Raw genomic sequence first — 17,006 nt, 5'->3', positions numbered from 1 at the left:
GTGTCCATGATGCTGGCCGTGTCCATGACGCTCGCCGTGCTCATCCAGCCCGCCATGCTTATCCAGGCCGCCGAACTCGCCGAGGCCGCTGAACCCGCCGAACTCGCCGAGCCCGCCGGGCCGGGTGTGCGCAGGACCCTCGCCGCCGCGGACCACCACGGCCGCCGCGCCCCGCCGTGCCGCCTCCCGCACCGACGCCGCCACCGAAGCAGGCAACCCCGCCGCAAGCACGACCCGCCCCTCGTACGACCGCCCGGGCCCCTCGTCCCCGATCACCACGCCCAGGATCGGGACGTCCTGACCGGCGGGCGCCAGCAGCAGCCGCAGGATCCCGCCGTCGTCGAAGGTCAGCAGCTGCCGGAGCGTCACTCCCTTGGCGTCGTCGTGGGTGCTGTCGTAGGCCATGCGGCAGAGCATATTCCGACAAATCGCCCGTTCTCGGATCGGCCGTCAGCGATAGGCCGCCGCCTGGAGGGTGTAGAGATCGGCGTAGAGCCCGTTCAGCGCCATCAGCGCCTCATGATCGCCCTGCTCGGTGATCTTCCCGTGGTCGAGCACGTAGATCCGGTCCGCGTAACGCACGCTCGCCAGCCGGTGGGTGATCAGCAGCACCGTGCGCCCGTCGGCGTGCGAGCGGATGCGCTCGAACAACGCGTGTTCGGCCCGGGCGTCGAGCGCGGCGGTCGGCTCGTCGCAGATGAGCAGCGCCGCGTCGCGATGGAACCCCCTGGCCACGGCGATGCGCTGCCACTGACCGCCCGACAGTTCGTGGCCGTCCTTGAAGCGCCGGTCGAGCAGCGTGCGGTAGCCGTGCGGCAGCTCGGCGACCACCTCGTCGGCCCCGGCCACGGCGGCGGCCGCGTCGAGCGCCTCCTGGCCCTTGTCGGTGCCCATCGTGATGTTGTAGCGGGCGGTGAGCGGCCAGCGGGTGTGGTCCTGGGCGATCACCGCGGTGCGCCGGCGCAGGTCGTCGGGCGGCACGTCGCGCAGGTCGACGTCGTCCCAGGTGACGTGGCCGCTGTCGGGTTCGTAGAGGCCGGAGAGGATCTTGGCGAGGGTGGTCTTGCCCGAGCCGTTCTCGCCGACGAAGGCGATCACCTCGCCCTGCTTGATCTCGACCGAGACGCCGCGCAGCGCCGGCGACCCGGCGCCGGGGTAGCTGAAGGTGACGTCGTCGGCGGCGATGCGCTCGAACGTCTCCGGCATCGCCGCCGGGCGCGGCCCGGCCAGCCGGCGTTCGGCGTCGGCGCAGAACTCCAGGAAGTCGGTGAAGTAGAGGCCCTCCTCGTAGAGGCGGTTGGTGGCGTACATCAGGTTGGCCAGCGACTGCTGGGCCGAGCGGATGGCCAGCACCGCCGTGCCCGCCACCGCCAGCGCGATCGCCCCCGCCGCGAGCAGCACGCCGAGCGCGACGTAGACCAGCGCGCTGCCGAGACCGCCCAGCGCCTCGCCCACCAGCCTGGCCAGCGTCTGCCGCTTGGCCAGGCCGAGCAGCACGTCTTGCTCCGCCTTGGCCACCGCGTCGTACATGCGCAGCAGGAACCCGCGCATGGTGAACGAGCGCACCTCGGCCGCCGGCCGCCGATCGGCCAGCAGCTCACCGATGATCCATTTTCGGCGGTTGGCCGGGATGAGCGCGTAGAGGGTGGCGTAGCGCATGCGCGCGCTGCGCACCGCGGCCCAGGCGTCGGGCAGCACGGCCAGCAGCAGCAACGGCAGCAGCACCGGGTGCAGCACGCCGAGCACGCCGGCCACCGCCGCGATGCCCACCGCGGCCGTGACCACGTTGATCGCGGACGTCACCACCGAGTCGGCCATCGCCACCCCGCGCAGCCTGGCCCGTTGTAAGGCGTCGTGGAACTCCGGGTCGTCGTAGGACACCAGGTCGACCTGGCTGGTCAGCCCGTAGAGCCGCTCCTCGGTCAGCCGCGACACCTGGGGGTCGAGCCGCGACTGCGCCCACCCGGCGCCGGCCTGCACGCCGGTGCGCAGCGCGGCGGCCACCGCGACCAGCGCCAGGCTGGGCAGGGCGGCCACCACCCGGTCGGGCGTGGGACCCTCGCTGAACAGCGCGTTGAGCACGCCGGTGGTGGCCAGCAGCCCGAAGGCGGTGAACACCCCGCCGAGCAGGTTGAGCGCGACGGTGGCCACGGTGTCGCGCGGGCTCGCCCGCCAGGCCATGCCCATCGCCTGCGCCACGAGCGAGGGCAGCCGCCTGGCGATGGTGAGGAACCCGACCTCCACCATCTTGTCGGTGTGGGCATGCCAGTCGGAGAAGGAGATCTCGCCGAGTTCCAGCGGCTCGTCGGCCATGCCTTGAGTGTGCCCGCGGGGACCGACAATTTCCCTCCGACAATTCCCGGCGAACGGCTGCGGGGACCACTTTCACCGCCAACGCTCTGGGCGCACAACGTAGTTGATGTCACACTCTGAGTGATGCTGCGATCAGAGCTCGGCAACCTGCCGGCCGAACCGAACCTGTTCATCGGCCGGGAGTCGGATGTGGACGAGCTCGTCCACCTGATGAAGGTGACGAGAGCGGTGACGTTGTGCGGCGCGGGCGGCATCGGCAAGACCCGCTTAGCGGTGCGCCTGGCCGCCAGGATCGCCCCCGACCACCAGGACGTGCGCCTGATCGAGCTGGCCGACCTGGAGAAGGGCGCCCTGCGCGCCCGGGTGGCCGCCGCGCTGGCCATCGCCGGCGACCTGCCTGAGACGATCGGCGCCAGGCGCCTGCTGCTGGTGCTCGACAACTGCGAACCGGTGATCGGCGAGTGCGCCGAGCTGTGCGGCGAGCTGCTGGCCGCCTGCCAGAACCTGACGATCCTGGCCACCAGCCGCGAGCCGCTGCGCGTGCCCGGCGAGACGGTCTGGCGCGTGCCGCCGCTGGCGCTCGGCGACGCCGGGTCCGAGTCGGTGCGCCTGTTCGTGGCCAGGGCCGCGGCGGCCAGGCCGGACTTCGAGCCGAACGGCGAGACGCTGCCACTCATCGCCGAGCTGTGCCGGGCGCTCGACGGGCTGCCGCTGGCCATCGAGCTGGCCGCCGCCATGGTGCGGGTGTTGTCGGTCAGGCAGCTCACCGAACGGCTCGACGACAGGTTCAGGCTCCTGGCCGGTGGCGCCCGCACCGCCCCGGCCAGGCACCGCACGCTCCGGGCCGCGGTCGACTGGAGCTACCGCCTGCTCAGCCCGCAGGAGCGGCTGCTGCTGCGCCGCACGGCGGCCTTCCGCACCTGCTGGACGCTCGACCTGGCGGAGTCCGTGTGCGCCGGCCCCGGGCTGCCCGAGGAGGAGGTGCTGCCCAGGCTCTGCGACCTGGTCGACAAGTCGCTGATCGTGCTCGACGGCGAGGTCTCGGGCGAGGCCAGGTACCGGCTGCTGGAGACCGTGCGCGAATACGCGCTCGAACAGCTCGCCGAGTCGGGCGAGGAGGCCGAGCTGCGGCGCGCGCACCTGCTGGCGCTGGCCGCGCTGGCCGAGAGGTTCAGGTCCCTGGTCGCGCCGGGCGCGCGCACACCGTGGCCGGTGGTCCAGCGCCTGGTCAACGTGCTGGAGGAGCTGAAGAACGAGATCGCCTGCGCGCTGGACTGGTCGATCGCGGTCGGCCTGCCGCGGACGGCGCTCCAGCTGCTCACCGACCTACGATACGTCCTGGTCGCGACGGGCCGGAGCATCGGCATGGAGTCCAGGCTCGACCGGCTGCTCGACCTCGACGTGGCCGGCGTCGGCGCCGGGCTGCGCGGCCAGGCCACCATCCTGCGCGGCGAGCTGGCCCTGTCCGCCGGAGACGTGCAGACCGCGGCCCGATGTGCACGCGCGGGCGTGGACCTGTGTAGAAGCGCGGCCGATGTGTACGGCGAAGCCGTCGGCCTGATCACGCTGGCCAGGGCCACCGGCGAGCAACGAGCACTCGACGCGGCACTCGACACCGCGCTCGACGTCGCCGGCCGCCAGGGCGACCGCATCCTGGCCTCGATGGCCCAGGCCACCAAGGCGAACCTGGCGCTGCACCACGGCCGTCTGCACGAGGCGCAACGCGCCTTCCAGGAGGTCCTGGCCCTGTGCGAGCAGCTCGACAACCACTGGGGCCGGTGCACGGGCCACATCGGCCTGGCCCAGGTGGCCAGGCGCGGCGGCGACAACGCCACCGCCAAGCGTCACTACGAAGCCGGCCTGAGCCTGGTACGCCACGTCGACGCCAGGCAGCAGATCATCAGCTGCCTGGCCGGGCTCGGCAAGGTGGCCATCGACCAGGGCGACCTGGCCGAGGCCAGGGCCAAGCTCACCGAGGCGCTGGTGCTCAGCCGCGACGCCGGGCTGCGCGTCAGCATCGCCAGACGGCTGGAGGCGTGGGCCGCGCTGCTCGCCGCCGAGGGCGACCACCGGCGCTCGGTCCTGCTGACGGCCGCCTCGACGGCGCTGCGCGACCGGCGTCCCGACGCCCGCACCGAGGAACTGCTCGACCCGGCCCGCCGGCGGCTCGGAGACACGCTGGTCGACCTGCTGTGGGCGGAGGGCCGGGCGATGACGCTCGACCAGGCGGTGGCCTGCGCGCTCGACGGCCAGATGCCCGAGTCGCCGGCCGAGCAGGCGGCGCCGGCCGCCAGGTCCAGCAGGCTCACCGCCAGGGAGCGGGAGATCGCCGAGCTGGTGGCCCGCGGCCTGAGCAACCGGGCGATAGCCGACGAACTGGTCATCAGCCCGGCCACGGCCGCCAGGCACGTCGCGAACATCCTGTCCAAGCTGGGCTTTTCCACGCGTACACAGATCGCCGCATGGGTCATCGGCGGGCGCTGAACCGGCGCACGTCTACACATGGCGGCCCCCGGCGGTTACACCCTCGAATGGCCATGTCAACGCATGTGCACTCGCGCCGCCCCGCCTACCGTTGCTGCATGTGATCGGCCGTGCAGCGCGGAAGGCCACCCCAACGCTCGGGGGCGCCGCGGCCGTTTCACCGGGGACGTCACGCGTCCTCACGGGGTCGGGCCTCCTCGGAGGGGTGGGGGTCTGGCTCCGGGACGCGTGACAGCGGGCTCGAGTCGCGCAGGGCTCGGGCCCGCCCATCCCGCCGGGGCGGGCCGGCGCGTCCACGGGGAATGCACATCGGGATACATACATCGGTGGATGCCGGCGTGGCCGTGGCGGTCGTACGTTGGCGGGCATGAAGCCCTCCGCCTCGACCACCGGCACCGTGATCCACGAGGTGTTCCGCCGGGCCTACGAGCGCGGCGACCGCCCGGCGCTCATCGACCTGCGCGGCGGCCAGGTCTACGGCTACCGCAAGCTGGTGACGGAGGTGACCAGGGCGGCGTCGGGGCTGGTGCGCCGGGGCGCCCGCCGCGACCAGGTGGTGGGCGTGCACGTCTCCACGGCGGGCGCGCAGACCCTGGCCACGCACACGGTGCTGGCGTCCGGCGGCGTGGTGGCGCCGATCGACCAGGCGCTCGACGTGCCCGACCTGGTCAAGCTGCTGCGCGAGTGCGACGCCCGGGCCCTGTTCACCTCGCCCGACCTGGCTGAACGCGCGGTGCTCGCGGCGGAGGAGTCGCGGGTGCGTCAGGTGATCTCGCTCGGCCCGGCGCTCGACACGATCGACTTCCGCACCCTGCTCACGCTGGAGCCGACCGCGCTGCCGGTGCTCGACGCCAAGAGCCAGGACGCGTTCGTGCTGCCCGGCGGGCGGCGGCTGGCGCACACCGAGCTGCTGGCCACGATGGCCGAGCTCGATCTGGGCGTGCGGCTGGCCGAGTCCGACGTCGTGCTGTCCACCTGGCGTCCCGACGGCGGGCTCGGCCTGCCCGCGCTGATCGGCCTGGCAGTGAGCAGGGGCGCGCTGGTGGTCACCACCGGGCCCGGCGACGTGCCCGGCACCAGCCACGACTTCTCCGTCACGGTGCTGACCTGCCCCGACGGCACACTCGAACGCATCGGTTGAAGCGTCGCCCCGCATCGGCTCAGACCTCGCCCGCGTCGGCTCAAGCGCCGCGCGCCGGTCAAGGCGTCGTACGCACCGGGTTCGCGCCGTGCAGCAGCGGCTCGCCGCGCACGTATCGGGCCACGTCGGCGGCCACGATCCGGGCCGCCTTCATCGCCGTCTCCTTGCTCGCGCCGGCCAGGTGCGGGGTCATGATCAGGTTGGGCGCGGTCAGCAGGCGCGAACCGTCCGGGATGGGCTCTTCGGGGAAGACGTCCATGGCCGCGCCGAACAGGTGGCCCGACTCCAGCGCGTCGCAGAGCGCGTCGTAGTCGAGCAGCGCCCCCCGCGCGCAGTTGACCAGCACCGAGCCGCGCGGCATGCGGGCGATCTCGGCGGCCCCGATCATGCCGGCGGTCTCGGCGGTGGCACGGGCGTGCAGCGAGACGAACCCGGCGCGCTCCAGCAGCTCGGGCAGCTCGACCCGGCCAGGCACGTCCACGTAGGGGTCGTGGACCAGCACCTCGGCGCCGAACCCGGCCAGCATGCGGGCCACCCGCTGCCCGATCGCGCCGTAGCCGACCAGTCCGACCGTGCCGCCCTCCAGTTCGGGGCCGACGTTGTCGTACATGTAGTAGTCGCCGCGCCAGACACCGCCGGCCAGGTCGGCGTGCGTCTGCGGGATGCGGCGCGTGGCGGCCAGCAGCATGGCCAGCGTGTGCTCGGCGGTGGCCACCGCGTTGCGCCCGGGCGCGTACGTCACCCGCACCCCGGCCGCGGTGGCCGCCTCCAGGTTGGCGTTGACCGGGCCGCCCCGGCTGACGCAGAAGAGCCGCAGGTCGGGCGAGGCGTCGAGGACCCGCTTGGTCAGCGGCGCCATCTGGGTCACGCACACCTCGACCCCGCGCAGCGCCTCGATCAGCGCGTCCTCCACGTCGGACGCCTCGTCCACCTCGCCCACCCGCCCGAACGGCTCCACCGGCCAGGGCAGGGTCAGCTCCGTGACCTCCAGCTCACCGGGGACCTCGGCCCGCAACGCGTCGGCGAACAGGCGGTTCTGGACGAAATGATCGCCGGCGGCGAGCACTCGGATGGTCAACGAACGGCTCCAATCGGGGAGTTGTACTGCAGGAGCGCGGCGTGCCCCGCCTCCAGCCGCAGCTCGGTCAGCGCGCAGTTGTCCAGGCGCGGGAAGGTCCGCCGGTAGGCGCCGATCGGCACCCCGATGAGGCGGCACAGCGCGATCCTGATGGCGGTCGTGTGCGCGACCACCAGCACCCGCCCGCCGAAGGCGGAGATGTCGTGCAGCGCGGCGATGAAACGGTCGGCGGCCAGGTGCGGGTCCTCGCCGCCCGGCAGCGGGTGCGCGGCCGGGTCGGACTCGAAGGCGGCGCGCGCGGCGGGGAACCGTTCGCGCATCTCGGCCGCCGTCAGGCCGTCGGCGTCGCCGAAGTCCAGCTCGCGCAGCCTGGCGTCGGTCCGAAGCTCGACGCCCGCCGCGGCGGCGCTCGCGGTCGCGGTGATCACGGCGCGGCTCAGCGTCGAGGCCCACACTCCGCTCAGCCCCGCCGTCGCGGCCCACTCGGCCAGCCTGGCGGCCTGGTCGTGACCGCGCGGGGTCAGCTCGACGTCGCTGAGTCCGGCGTAGCGGTTCTCGGCGTGCCAGACGGTCTCGCCGTGGCGCACCAGCACCAGATCGGTCATCGATGGGTCCTCTCGCGGGCGTGGGCGGCGGCGGCGGACGGCAGCCAGCCGCGCTTCTCCAGTTCGTCGACGAATCCCAGGTACGGCTCACGCAGGTCGGCCCCGGACGGGTCGACCACCTCGCGTGTCCTGACCATCCCGGCCCCGCCGCCCGAGGCCAGCACGGCCATGCCGAGCGCCGGTTCGGCGTTCTCGCGCAGCGTCACGGGCCGGCCCAGCACGTCGGCCCTGAGCCGGTTCCAGTACGGGCTGCGGGTGGCCCCGCCGGTCAGCACGATCTCGCCGTCGACCGGGGCGCCGAGCAGGTCCAGGTAGTCGAAGCAGAGCCGTTCCACGAAGGCCGCGCCGAGCAGGACGGCCGCGTACCGTTCGACGTCGTCGCGCGGCTCGCCGAGCGTGAACCCCTCCGCCTCCGAAGCCGCGAACGGGAACCGCTCACCCCGCGAGACCAGCGGATACGTGACCGGCAGGCCGGCCACCGGCCGGGCGGCGGCGGCGCGGCCCAGCGCGTCGAGATCGCGGCCGGGCAGGTCGCGGGTCAGCACGCCGGCGCCGGTGCTGGACGCGCCGCCGGGCAGCCACGAGCCGTCCGGCGCCCGGTGCGAGTAGACCACGCCCAGCGGGTCGTGGATGAGCTGCCTGGTCACGCCCTTGAGCACCAGCGTGGTGCCGAGCACCGAGTTCCAGTTCCCCGGCGTGAGCGCGCCCGCGCCGAGCTGGGCGGCGCACCCGTCGGTGGTGCCCGCGATCACCGGCGTGCCCTGGGGCAGCCCGGTCTCGGCGGCGGCGGACGCGCAGACCGTGCCGAGCACGGCGCCCGGCCTGACCACCGCGGGCAACATCGCCGCGGGCACGCCCAGCGCGTCGAACACCTCGTGCGGCCAGCGTTCCTCGATCAGGTCCACGCCGGTCTTGAGCGCGTTGCTCAGATCGGTGGCCACCTCGTGCCCGACGAGCCGCCGGTTGACGAAGTCGTTCTGGTGGGCGAGCCGCGCGCCCTCGGGGGCCTCGCGCAGCAGCCACAACAGCTTCGGCAGCGCCCAGTTGGGCTGCATCCGCCGGTAGCCCAGCCGCTCCCACACCGCCGCGCCCAGCTCGTTGACCAAAGCGGCGTCGGCCCGGCGGTCGTCGTACATGAGGCCGGGGGTGAGCGGGGCGCCGTCGGGGGCGGTGAGCAGGACCGTTCCAGAGGTCGCGGCCACCGCCACGCCCGACACGCGCGCGGCGGGCACGTCGCGCAGCGCCTCGCGAGTGGCCGCGGCCAGCTCGCGCCACCACTGCTCGGGGTCCTGCTCGTGCCTGGGGCCGTCCCTGTGGCTGGTCAGCGGGCGGCTCGCGGCGGCGAGCAGGGTGCCGTCGCCGGTGACCGCCATCGCGCGCACGCTCTGCGTGCCCAGGTCGACGCCGATCCACACGCTCATGACCGGCCCCGCATCTCGGCCAGCAGCGGCCACGAGACGGCGTGGGCCCGGCGCAGTTCCAGGAAGTCCGCGTACAGCTCGGCGTACCGCTCGTGCCGTGCCGGGTCGGGCTCGACGGCCGGGCGCAGGCGTACCTGGCCGGTGGCGGCCGCGGCGATCGACGGGGCCGCACCCGTGGCGGCCAGGCCGACGAGCGCCGCGCCGCGCGCGCCCACCTCGACGTCGGCCGAGCGCCGGTGCGGCTCACGCTAGCGCGGGTGCGGAATATTTGTCCAGCAAAAGTGTTCAGAGCTGGCGAGCGGCTGCCACCAGGCCCTCTGCCGTGGGAGTGTCGGTGACGAGCTGGTTGAAGTAGCCGCCCCGGGCCCCGGCCACGATCGAGAGCACCTTCTCCGCGCCGACCGCCACCGCGATCGAGGCGGGCACCCGCCGCAGCTCGTCGAGACCGGTCGCCACCAGGCGCTCGCTGCCCGGATACGACACCGGCGCGCCGTCGCGGTCGTAGATGCGCGAGCACACGTCGCCCACCGCGTGGCGCAGGCTGTCCGCGTCGCGCGGCATGAACGAGGGCATCATCTGCCGCATCAGCGGCGCCGAGCCGACGCCGACGATCGCGCACTTGGCGCGCGCCCACAGGTCCATCACCCGGCGCACCGACGGCTCGTGCTTGAGCGAGTAGAACAGCTCGGGCCCCGGCATCGCCGGCGCGTACAGGTAGGCGGGCACGCCGCCGACGCGTTCGGCCAGGATGCGGGTGGTCTCGTTGGTCTGGAACCAGGGCTGCGGCTCCTCCTGGCCGCCGACCGCCGGCGCGATCGTGACGCCGGGGAAGCGGCCGAGCCCCTCGCGGGCGCACTCGTAGACCGTGGTGCCCGACGAGACCAGCACCACGTCGCCGGACTCCAGCCCCACCCCGGCCAGCGCCCTGGCCACGCCCGGGGCCAGCCACGGGCCCAGCGCCGGGCCGCTGACCTTGGGCACCAGGTAGACGCGCCGCAGGTTGAGCGCCGCGGCCACCTCGGCGGCCAGCGGGCCGTCCTCCAGCGTGGCCGGCCGGTGCACCCTGATCTCCACGATGCCCTGCTTGCGCGCCTCGGTGAGCAGCCTGCTCACCGTCGCCCTGCTGACCCCCAGGCGCTTGGCGATGTCGCCCTGGGTGGCGTCTTCCAGGTAGTACTGGTGGGCCGCCGCGTACATCAGCTCGTGCGGGAACCGGGCCTGCGCCTCAGGCGCGACGTCGGCGGCATTCATGCGCGCGCTCCTCGGTGCGAGAACACTTTTGCTGAACGGATGCGCAACGACTATACCTTCGTGCCCTCCGAGGGAAAGGCTAGCGATCCCGCGGCCAAGGCGTCACCGAGTGCGGTGCGACTGTAGAACACCCGGCGCCCGGAACGGGCTCCCGCGATCAGCCCGGCGCCGCGCAGCGCGGCCAGGTGCTCGCCGACCGTGCCCAGGCTCTGCCCGAGCAGCGTGGCCAGGTGCGTGGTGGTGGCGGGCACGGCCAGCTCGGTGAGCAGGCGGGCCCGGGTCCTGCCGATCAGCCTGGCCAGCCCGCCGTCCGTGTCGGGCACCGCCGCGCCGACGCCGCGCGCCGGGTAGATCAGCGCGTACGGCCACGCGTCCTCCAGATACGCACCCACCGTGCCCATGAACACCGACGGCAGGAACAGTAGCCCCCTGCCGCCCAGTCGCCGGGTGTCCGACCTGCTGGACAGCAGGACCTCGATGTGGCCGGATTCGTCCCAGCGCACCCGGTCGCTCAGGTCGTCCAGCGCGGCGGCCCAGCCGTAGGTGGCCAGTTGCCCGGCCCGGTGCACCACGTCGCGCTCCAGGATCGTGTGGAAACGCGGCCAGGTCCTGGAGACGATCTCCCGCCACAGGGCCTGGTAGGCGTCGGCCAGCACGTCCACCACGTCGGGGCCGAACAGCAGCTCCCTGATCCACTCCGGCGTCGCCCGGCCGGCCACGGCCCTGGTGATCTCCTCGTGCGCCTGCGCGACCGGCGTGGTGCGCATGGCGGCCAGCTCGGTCTCGAACGGCACGCTCAGCCCGGCCGGCGGCGGTGCGACGAAGTCCACGTTGTCGGCGCCCCGGTTGCCGGTGATCAGATGCGTGGCGCGCAGCGCGGGGTGCCGGCGTTCGAGCTCCAGGTACGCCCCCCGCCACGCCTCGGCCCAGCGCCGGTGCGCCCCGGCCGGGACCACGCCGTTCAGCACCCACTGGGCGTGCATGGTCTCGATCAGCGGCGAGATCGCGAACCTGCTGGCCACCAGGTCCTGCGGGGTGACCTCGATCCTCATCTTTCGGTTATATCCGAAAAGTTTCCGGTGGTGGCGTCCCGCGAGCACCATCGGGGAGGTGAAAGCAGCGACGTTCGGCGAGGTGTTCGCCGTCCGGGAGTTCCGCGTGCTGTTCGGCAGCTTCGCGTTGCTCGTCTCCGGGGAATCGATCAAGATGCTCGCCCTGTCGGTGCTGGTGTACACGCAGACCGGCTCGCCCGGGTTGTCGGCGGCGGCGTACATGGCGGGGTGGCTGCCGTACATCGTGGGCGGGATGTTCCTGCTGTCGCTGGCCGACCGGATGTCGCCGCGGGCGCTGATGGTCACCGGCGAGCTGGTCAGGGCGGTCGTGTGCCTGCTGCTGGCCTACGCGGGGCTGCCGGTGTGGGCGATGCTGGCGCTGGTGCTGGTCACCGGGCTGTTCTCGCCGGTGTTCGGCGCGGTGCGCGCCGCGGCGCTGCCCGAGGTGCTGCCCGGCGACGCGTTCGTGCTCGGCCGCTCGGTGCTCGGCGTCACCTCGGCCAGCGCGCAGATCGCCGGGCTGGCGCTGGGCGGCGCCTTCCTGGCCGCGGCCGGGCCGCACGGGGCGCTGGCCGTCACGGCGGCGCTGTCGGCGGCCGGGGCCGTGGTGGTCAGGTTCGGGCTGCCGTACCGGCCGGCGCGCGGCGCGGCCGAGCGGGGCGCGGTGGTGACCACGCTGCGGGTGAACCGGGACCTGCTGGCCGACCGGCGAATCCGCGGGCTGCTGCTGGCGTCCTGGCTGCCGAGCATGTGCCTGGCCGGGGCCGAGGCGATGATCATTCCGTACCTGGGCGGCCGGGGGCAGGCGGGCATGGTGCTCGCGATGGCCGCCGTGGGCCTGGCGGTGGGGGAGTTCTGCGTGGGCCGGTTCGCCGGTCCCGGGCTCAGGGAACGGCTGTCGCTGCCGATCGCGCTCGCGATGGGCGTGCCCTGGCTGGGGTTCCTGCTGACGCCCGGCATCGCGTGGGCGGCGGCGCTGGCCGCGCTGGCCGCCGCCGGGCTGTCGTACCAGCTCGGCATCCAGCGGCGTTTCCTGGACGCCATCCCCGAGCAGGTGCGCGGGCAGGCGTTCGGGCTGCAGTCGTCGGGGCTGATGACCGGTCAGGCGGTGGGCGCGGCGCTGAGCGGGGTGCTCGGCGAGGCGGTCTCGCCCCGGCTGGCGATCGTCGCCTCGGGTGTCGCGGGCGTCCTGGCCGCACTCGCCCTGTGGAACGCCCTGCGTCCCGAGCCCGCCGTGCCCCCGAATGACGAGGTCAGGGCGGCAGCTCACCCGAGCCGCGAGGGATGAGGCGCACCGGGAGCAGGACGTGCTCGGCCGGCCCGCCGTCGCCGTGCAGCCGGCGGAACAGCAGGTCGGCGGCCACCCGGCCCATCGCGGCCGGATCCTGGGCCACCACGCTCACCCCGGGCGTGAGCAGGTCGGCCAGCTCGAAGTCGTCGAAACCGACCAGCGGCATCGGCCGGCCGCCCAGCGCGCGCAGCGCGGTCACGGTGAGCCTGCCGTTGCCGGTGAACAGCGCGGTCGGCGGGTCGTCCAGGGCCAGCATGCGGGTCAGGTCGGCGCGGACGGTCTCCAGTGCGGGCACGCCCATCGACACCAGCCGCTCGTCGAACAGCTCGCCCAGCGCCTTCCGGTAGCCGGCCAGCCGCTGCGCCGCGGTGTAGATCGACGGCTGGTCGCCGAGGAAGGCGATCCTGCGGTGGCCGTGCCCGCGCAGGTGGCGTACGGCCTGGGCGGCGCCGTCGGCGTTGTCGCAGAGCACCGTGTCGACGTCGAGACCGGGGCCGGGCGGGCGGTCGGCGAACACCACCGGGGTGCCGGCCTCCAGCTCGGGGCCCAGGTAGGCGTGGTCGTCACCGGCAGGGACGACGATCAGCCCGTCGACCCGGCGGGCGCAGAACGTCTCGACCAGCTCGCGTTCCCTGCCCGGCTGCTCGCCCGACGACGCGCTCAGCAGCAGGCAGCCGTGGCCGATCACCACGTCCTCGACCGCCCGGCTCAGCCCGGAGTAGAACGGGTCGGCCACGTCCTCGATGACCAGCCCGATCGTCGAGGTCCTGCCTCTGCGCAGCACGCGGGCGCTCTCGTTGCGGCTGTAGCCCAGCCGGTCGATGGCCGCGCGCACCCGCTCGGCCGTGGCCGGGTTCACCCCGGGCTCGCCGTTCACCACACGGGAGACGGTCTTGAGCGCCACGCCCGCGGCCGAGGCGACGTCCTTCATCGTCGGTCTCACGCCTGGATCATTCCGCACCGGCCGGGGTCCGACAACGTTGTCAGCGGCGCTGTGCGAGAGTGTGTGACCTATGTCGCTCAGATCTGCCGTGCTGGTCGCCGGATTCGTGCTCGCCGCGCTCAATCTGCGGCCCGCGATCGCGGGCGTCTCCCCGCTGCTCGACGAGATCATGAAGGACGTCGGCCTGTCGCCGGCCGGCGGCGGCGCGATCACCACCGTCATGGTGATCTGCCTGGGCGTGTTCGGCCCGGTCGCGCCGCTGCTCGCGCGCAGGATCGGGCTCGACCGCACGCTGCTGGCCGGGCTGCTGGTGATCGCCGCCGGCGTGGTGCTGCGCGGCCTCGACGGCGCGCCCGCGCTCTACGCGGGCTCCGCGCTGGCCGCCACCGCCATCGCGGTGATGAACGTGGCCATGCCCGGCGTCGTCAAACAGCACTTCCCGGCCAAGGTCAACCTGCTGACCGGCGTCTACGTCTCGGCCGTGGTGGCCGGGGCGGCGGCCGCGTCCGCGCTGATGATCCCGCTCGAACGGGCCACCGGCTTCGGCTGGCGCGGGGTGTCGGCGCTGCTGGCCGTGCCCGCGCTGGCGGCGGCCGCGCTCTGGCTGCCCCAGGCGTTCGCCGCGCGGGGCCGGGCGGCCAACGGGCCCCGGCCGTTCGGCGCGGTGCTGCGCAGCAGGACCACCTGGTACGTCACCGCGCTGATGGGCCTGCAGTCGCTGACCTTCTACGTGATGCTGGCCTGGCTGCCGACGATCTACCTGGAGGCCGGGCTGCCCGCCGACCAGGCGGGTTACCTGCTCAGCCTGACCAACCTGATCCAGGTGGCCGCCTCGCTCGCGGTGCCGGTGCTGGCCGGGCGGCGGGCCTCGCAGGTGCCGTACGTGATGGCGGCGGGCGTGCTGACCGTGCTCGGCTACCTGGGCGTGCTGCTGGCGCCGACGACCCTGCCCTGGCTGTGGATGATCGTGCTGGGCGTCGGCCAGGGCGCCTCGTTCGCGCTGGCGCTGCTCATCATCGCGCTGCGTCCGTCGAGCCCGGCGGAGGTGACCGCGCTGTCGGCGGTGGCGCAGTCGGCCGGGTACGTCGTCGCCGCCCTGGGCCCGCTGCTGTTCGGCCTGCTCCGCCAGCTCTCCGGCGGCTGGACGGTGCCGCTGGCCGCCGGACTGGTCGCGCTGGCCTTCCAACTCCTGGCTGGCTGGTTCGCCGGACGCCCTGCTAAGTTAGGGAAGGCTAACCTATAGAACGTAAGGGGTCTCCGCGTGCTGACCGAGACGCTCCAGCGCATCGCCGCCGCCCGCGACGGGGTGATCGGGATCGTGCCCGAGCTGGTCATCGAGCCTGACGAGAGCTGGACGCCCGTGTCGGAGCTGGTGCGCGAGCCGTACCCGCTGCTGACCGGGCTGGTCGAGCAGACGGCGGCCCGATGGAACGCGCCACGGCACGTGGGCGCGGCGCTGTTCTGGAAGACCTACGGCTACTGGCACACGATGCCGCTGGCGCTCGGCTGGGCGCTCGACGGCCGGGTGCCGATCATGCGGCTCGCCGACACCTACTTCAAGGTCTCCGACGCCGGGGTGACCATCGGCGCCACGAGCGTGGAGTGGGGCTCGGGCGCCGAGGGCATCGGTGAGGCGCTGCGCGAGGGGCAGGCGCCGCTGGTCAAGGTGCTCAGCGGCCTGGCCAAGGTGGGCGAGCGCACGCTCTGGGGCTCCACCGCAGAGGCGTTCGTGCACCCGCTGACCGCGGTCGTGCCGAGCGACTACATGGCGCTGCTGCGTGAGGTCGGCAAGCCGGTCGACGGGCTGATCGAGCCCGTCGGCGACTCCTACTTCCGCAAGACCTGCTGCCTGTGGATCACGCTGCCCGACGCCGAGGCGTGCGGCACCTGCTGCGTGCTCAGGCCACAGCGGCAGCGCTGCGCTTGACGACGTCGTCGTCCTCGGCGCTGTCCATCGGGCGCAACTCGTCGGCGTAACTCACCGAGACCCGGCGCATGACGCCGGTGTCGTCGATGGAGTACTGGCCGAGCCGCCACAGCGGCGGCGAGTAGGCGTGGATGGACACGCTGGCGTCCACCGCGCCGTTGAGCCGGTGGATGTGGTCGGGGCCGAACGAGAACGACTGACCCTCCGAGACCACCGTCTCCAGGTGCTCGCCGCCGATGCGTGGGTTGCACTCCAGCAGCGCGCCCTGCACCACCCGGACCGCGCCGGAGGAGATGTCGTGGTCGTGCCAGCCCGTGTCGTCCTCGGGACGCCAGCACAGCAGCCAGACGTCCACGTACGCGTCACGGTAGAGCGAGGCGTAGTGACGGCCGCCGTCGGCCGGGAAGTCGACCTGTTCGCGCCACTCCTCGGGGCGCGCGGCCAGGTCGTCCACCAGCACGCGCAGCTCCCGCCGGTCGAGCGTGCGCTCGGGGAGCCTGGCACAGACGCCCCCGCCTTGGAAGTGCTCAACGGTCATGTGCGAGGCTCCTTTCTGCCGAGCAGGCGACGAGGATTGGTGACACGGATGGCATGGGCCGCCGCGGCGCCCAGGCCGGGATCGGGTGCGGTGGCGTAGGGGGCGTCCGAGCCGTTGACGACGACGTCGATGCCCAGCTCGCGGACGACGGCGTCGATGGCGCGCGGCCCGTAGGAGGAGGTCTCCACGTAGAAGCCGGGGTCGACCAGGCCGCGCCCCGGGCCGCCGCGCGCGATCAGCCGCTCGGCGTGCAGCGGCGCCAGCCCGGCCAGCAGCGCGAAGCAGACGCGCAGCCGGGGGTGCCTGGGGCGCACGACGGCGCGGAAGTAGTGCCAGGACGCGTGCATCTGCTGCACGTACGGCACCAGCGCCGGCCACCAGCCGGGCCGGCGGCCGTCGACCCGGGCCGGGCCAGGGTGCACGAACAGCGGCAGGTCGCGCTCGGTGAGCAGGTCGAGCAGCCGGTCGTCGGGCTCGGCCGTGGCCGGGATCTGCAGCCCGGCGAACCCGCGATCGAGGTCGGCGGCCAGCCGGTCGGGGTCGGGCCCGCTGTGGCAGGTGGAGGCCCAGGCGCCGAACGGCGCACCCAGCGCGAGCGCGCCGGCGTGGTGGGCGTCGAGCAGCGGCCAGCACTCCTCCGGCGGCAGGAACTCGATGCCCAGCGGGCTCGACAGCGACACCAGCGCCAGCTCCAGGCCGGTGGTGTCGCGTTTCTCGTGGTCGGCCGGGTTCACCTGGTAGGGCGGCTCGCCGTCGAGCAGCAGGGTCCAGCCGTCCAGGCGCGGGGGCGCGGTGCGGGCGCGCAGGGCCGCGACGAACGACGGCGTCCACAGGTGCTGGTGCACGTCGATGCTCACGGCCACTCCTCCCTCTATTTCCTACTCATAATATAGGTAAACCGTTCACGCTGCGAAGCTCTGGTGGTGAACCGATTCAGTGATACGGTTCAGTGAACCGCTTCA

General features: G+C 73.5%; 15 protein-coding genes and 1 pseudogene. 5 read left to right on the top strand and 11 right to left on the bottom strand.

Annotated elements, in window-relative coordinates:
* Together HII36_RS12705 and HII36_RS12700 are read right to left on the bottom strand one after the other, a co-directional pair.
* Nucleotides 1–405: pseudogene (locus tag HII36_RS12705) on the bottom strand (hypothetical protein); the annotation flags it as partial.
* 45 nt (nt 406–450) lie between these two features.
* Nucleotides 451–2,313 (bottom strand): ABC transporter ATP-binding protein, encoded by a 1,863-nt coding sequence (locus HII36_RS12700; protein WP_173523331.1) that lies wholly within the window; start codon nt 2,311–2,313, stop codon nt 451–453.
* Between the two features lie 123 nt (nt 2,314–2,436).
* On the opposite strand from HII36_RS12700, the gene HII36_RS12695 reads away from it, so the two are divergent.
* Nucleotides 2,437–4,797, top strand: coding sequence for an ATP-binding protein (locus tag HII36_RS12695; protein WP_173523330.1), 2,361 nt, complete (start codon nt 2,437–2,439; stop codon nt 4,795–4,797).
* A 367-nt stretch (nt 4,798–5,164) separates the two neighbouring features.
* Nucleotides 5,165–5,938, top strand: coding sequence for an AMP-binding protein (locus tag HII36_RS12690; protein WP_173523329.1), 774 nt, complete (start codon nt 5,165–5,167; stop codon nt 5,936–5,938).
* Between the two features lie 58 nt (nt 5,939–5,996).
* Here HII36_RS12690 and HII36_RS12685 read toward each other — a convergent pair whose 3' ends face one another.
* The 6 genes from HII36_RS12685 to HII36_RS12660 all read right to left on the bottom strand — a co-directional run bounded on the left by HII36_RS12685 (nt 5,997) and on the right by HII36_RS12660 (nt 11,345).
* Nucleotides 5,997–7,016, bottom strand: coding sequence for a 2-hydroxyacid dehydrogenase (locus HII36_RS12685; protein WP_173523328.1), 1,020 nt, complete (start codon nt 7,014–7,016; stop codon nt 5,997–5,999).
* On the bottom strand, nt 7,013–7,621 hold the full coding sequence (locus HII36_RS12680; RefSeq protein WP_173523327.1) for a histidine phosphatase family protein: 609 nt from the start codon (nt 7,619–7,621) through the stop codon (nt 7,013–7,015). The genes HII36_RS12685 and HII36_RS12680 overlap by 4 nt, the downstream gene beginning before the upstream one ends.
* Complete coding sequence (locus HII36_RS12675; RefSeq protein ID WP_173523326.1) at nt 7,618–9,042, bottom strand: FGGY-family carbohydrate kinase; 1,425 nt, start codon at nt 9,040–9,042, stop codon at nt 7,618–7,620. Before HII36_RS12675 ends, HII36_RS12680 begins: the two co-directional genes overlap by 4 nt.
* Entirely contained in the window at nt 9,039–9,257 is a 219-nt protein-coding gene (locus tag HII36_RS12670; protein ID WP_173523325.1) for a hypothetical protein, read from the bottom strand. The genes HII36_RS12675 and HII36_RS12670 overlap by 4 nt, the downstream gene beginning before the upstream one ends.
* A gap of 70 nt (nt 9,258–9,327) precedes the next feature.
* Complete coding sequence (locus HII36_RS12665) at nt 9,328–10,293, bottom strand: sugar-binding transcriptional regulator (RefSeq protein ID WP_173523324.1); 966 nt, start codon at nt 10,291–10,293, stop codon at nt 9,328–9,330.
* Between the two features lie 50 nt (nt 10,294–10,343).
* Entirely contained in the window at nt 10,344–11,345 is a 1,002-nt protein-coding gene (locus HII36_RS12660; RefSeq protein WP_173523323.1) for an ArsR/SmtB family transcription factor, read from the bottom strand.
* A gap of 58 nt (nt 11,346–11,403) precedes the next feature.
* Here HII36_RS12660 and HII36_RS12655 point away from each other — a divergent pair, with 58 nt between their 5' ends.
* Complete coding sequence (locus tag HII36_RS12655; RefSeq protein ID WP_328807691.1) at nt 11,404–12,633, top strand: MFS transporter; 1,230 nt, start codon at nt 11,404–11,406, stop codon at nt 12,631–12,633.
* Here HII36_RS12655 and HII36_RS12650 read toward each other — a convergent pair.
* Nucleotides 12,599–13,579: a LacI family DNA-binding transcriptional regulator gene (locus HII36_RS12650; RefSeq protein WP_407940784.1), complete on the bottom strand. Its 981-nt coding sequence runs from the start codon at nt 13,577–13,579 to the stop codon at nt 12,599–12,601. The two genes, HII36_RS12655 and HII36_RS12650, sit on opposite strands and share 35 nt — an antisense overlap.
* A gap of 70 nt (nt 13,580–13,649) precedes the next feature.
* On the opposite strand from HII36_RS12650, the gene HII36_RS12645 reads away from it, so the two are divergent.
* Both HII36_RS12645 and HII36_RS12640 read left to right on the top strand, forming a co-directional pair.
* The gene (locus HII36_RS12645; protein ID WP_173523321.1) at nt 13,650–14,822 is read left to right on the top strand and encodes a CynX/NimT family MFS transporter; all 1,173 of its coding nucleotides are present in this window, start codon (nt 13,650–13,652) and stop codon (nt 14,820–14,822) included.
* Nucleotides 14,823–14,840: 18 nt separating this feature from the next.
* Nucleotides 14,841–15,506 (top strand): (2Fe-2S)-binding protein, encoded by a 666-nt coding sequence (locus tag HII36_RS12640; protein WP_173523320.1) that lies wholly within the window; start codon nt 14,841–14,843, stop codon nt 15,504–15,506.
* On the opposite strand, the gene HII36_RS12635 is transcribed toward HII36_RS12640, so the two are convergent.
* Together HII36_RS12635 and HII36_RS12630 are read right to left on the bottom strand one after the other, a co-directional pair.
* The gene (locus HII36_RS12635; protein ID WP_173523319.1) at nt 15,478–16,044 is read right to left on the bottom strand and encodes a cysteine dioxygenase; all 567 of its coding nucleotides are present in this window, start codon (nt 16,042–16,044) and stop codon (nt 15,478–15,480) included. The genes HII36_RS12640 and HII36_RS12635 overlap by 29 nt on opposite strands.
* Nucleotides 16,041–16,901: an amidohydrolase family protein gene (locus HII36_RS12630; RefSeq protein ID WP_328807690.1), complete on the bottom strand. Its 861-nt coding sequence runs from the start codon at nt 16,899–16,901 to the stop codon at nt 16,041–16,043. Before HII36_RS12630 ends, HII36_RS12635 begins: the two co-directional genes overlap by 4 nt.
* Between the last annotated feature and the right edge of the window lie 105 nt (nt 16,902–17,006).

Source organism: Nonomuraea antri (assembly GCF_013283785.1).
Taxonomy (GTDB): domain Bacteria; phylum Actinomycetota; class Actinomycetes; order Streptosporangiales; family Streptosporangiaceae; genus Nonomuraea; species Nonomuraea antri.
This window is presented reverse-complemented; position numbering and strand designations above follow the sequence as displayed.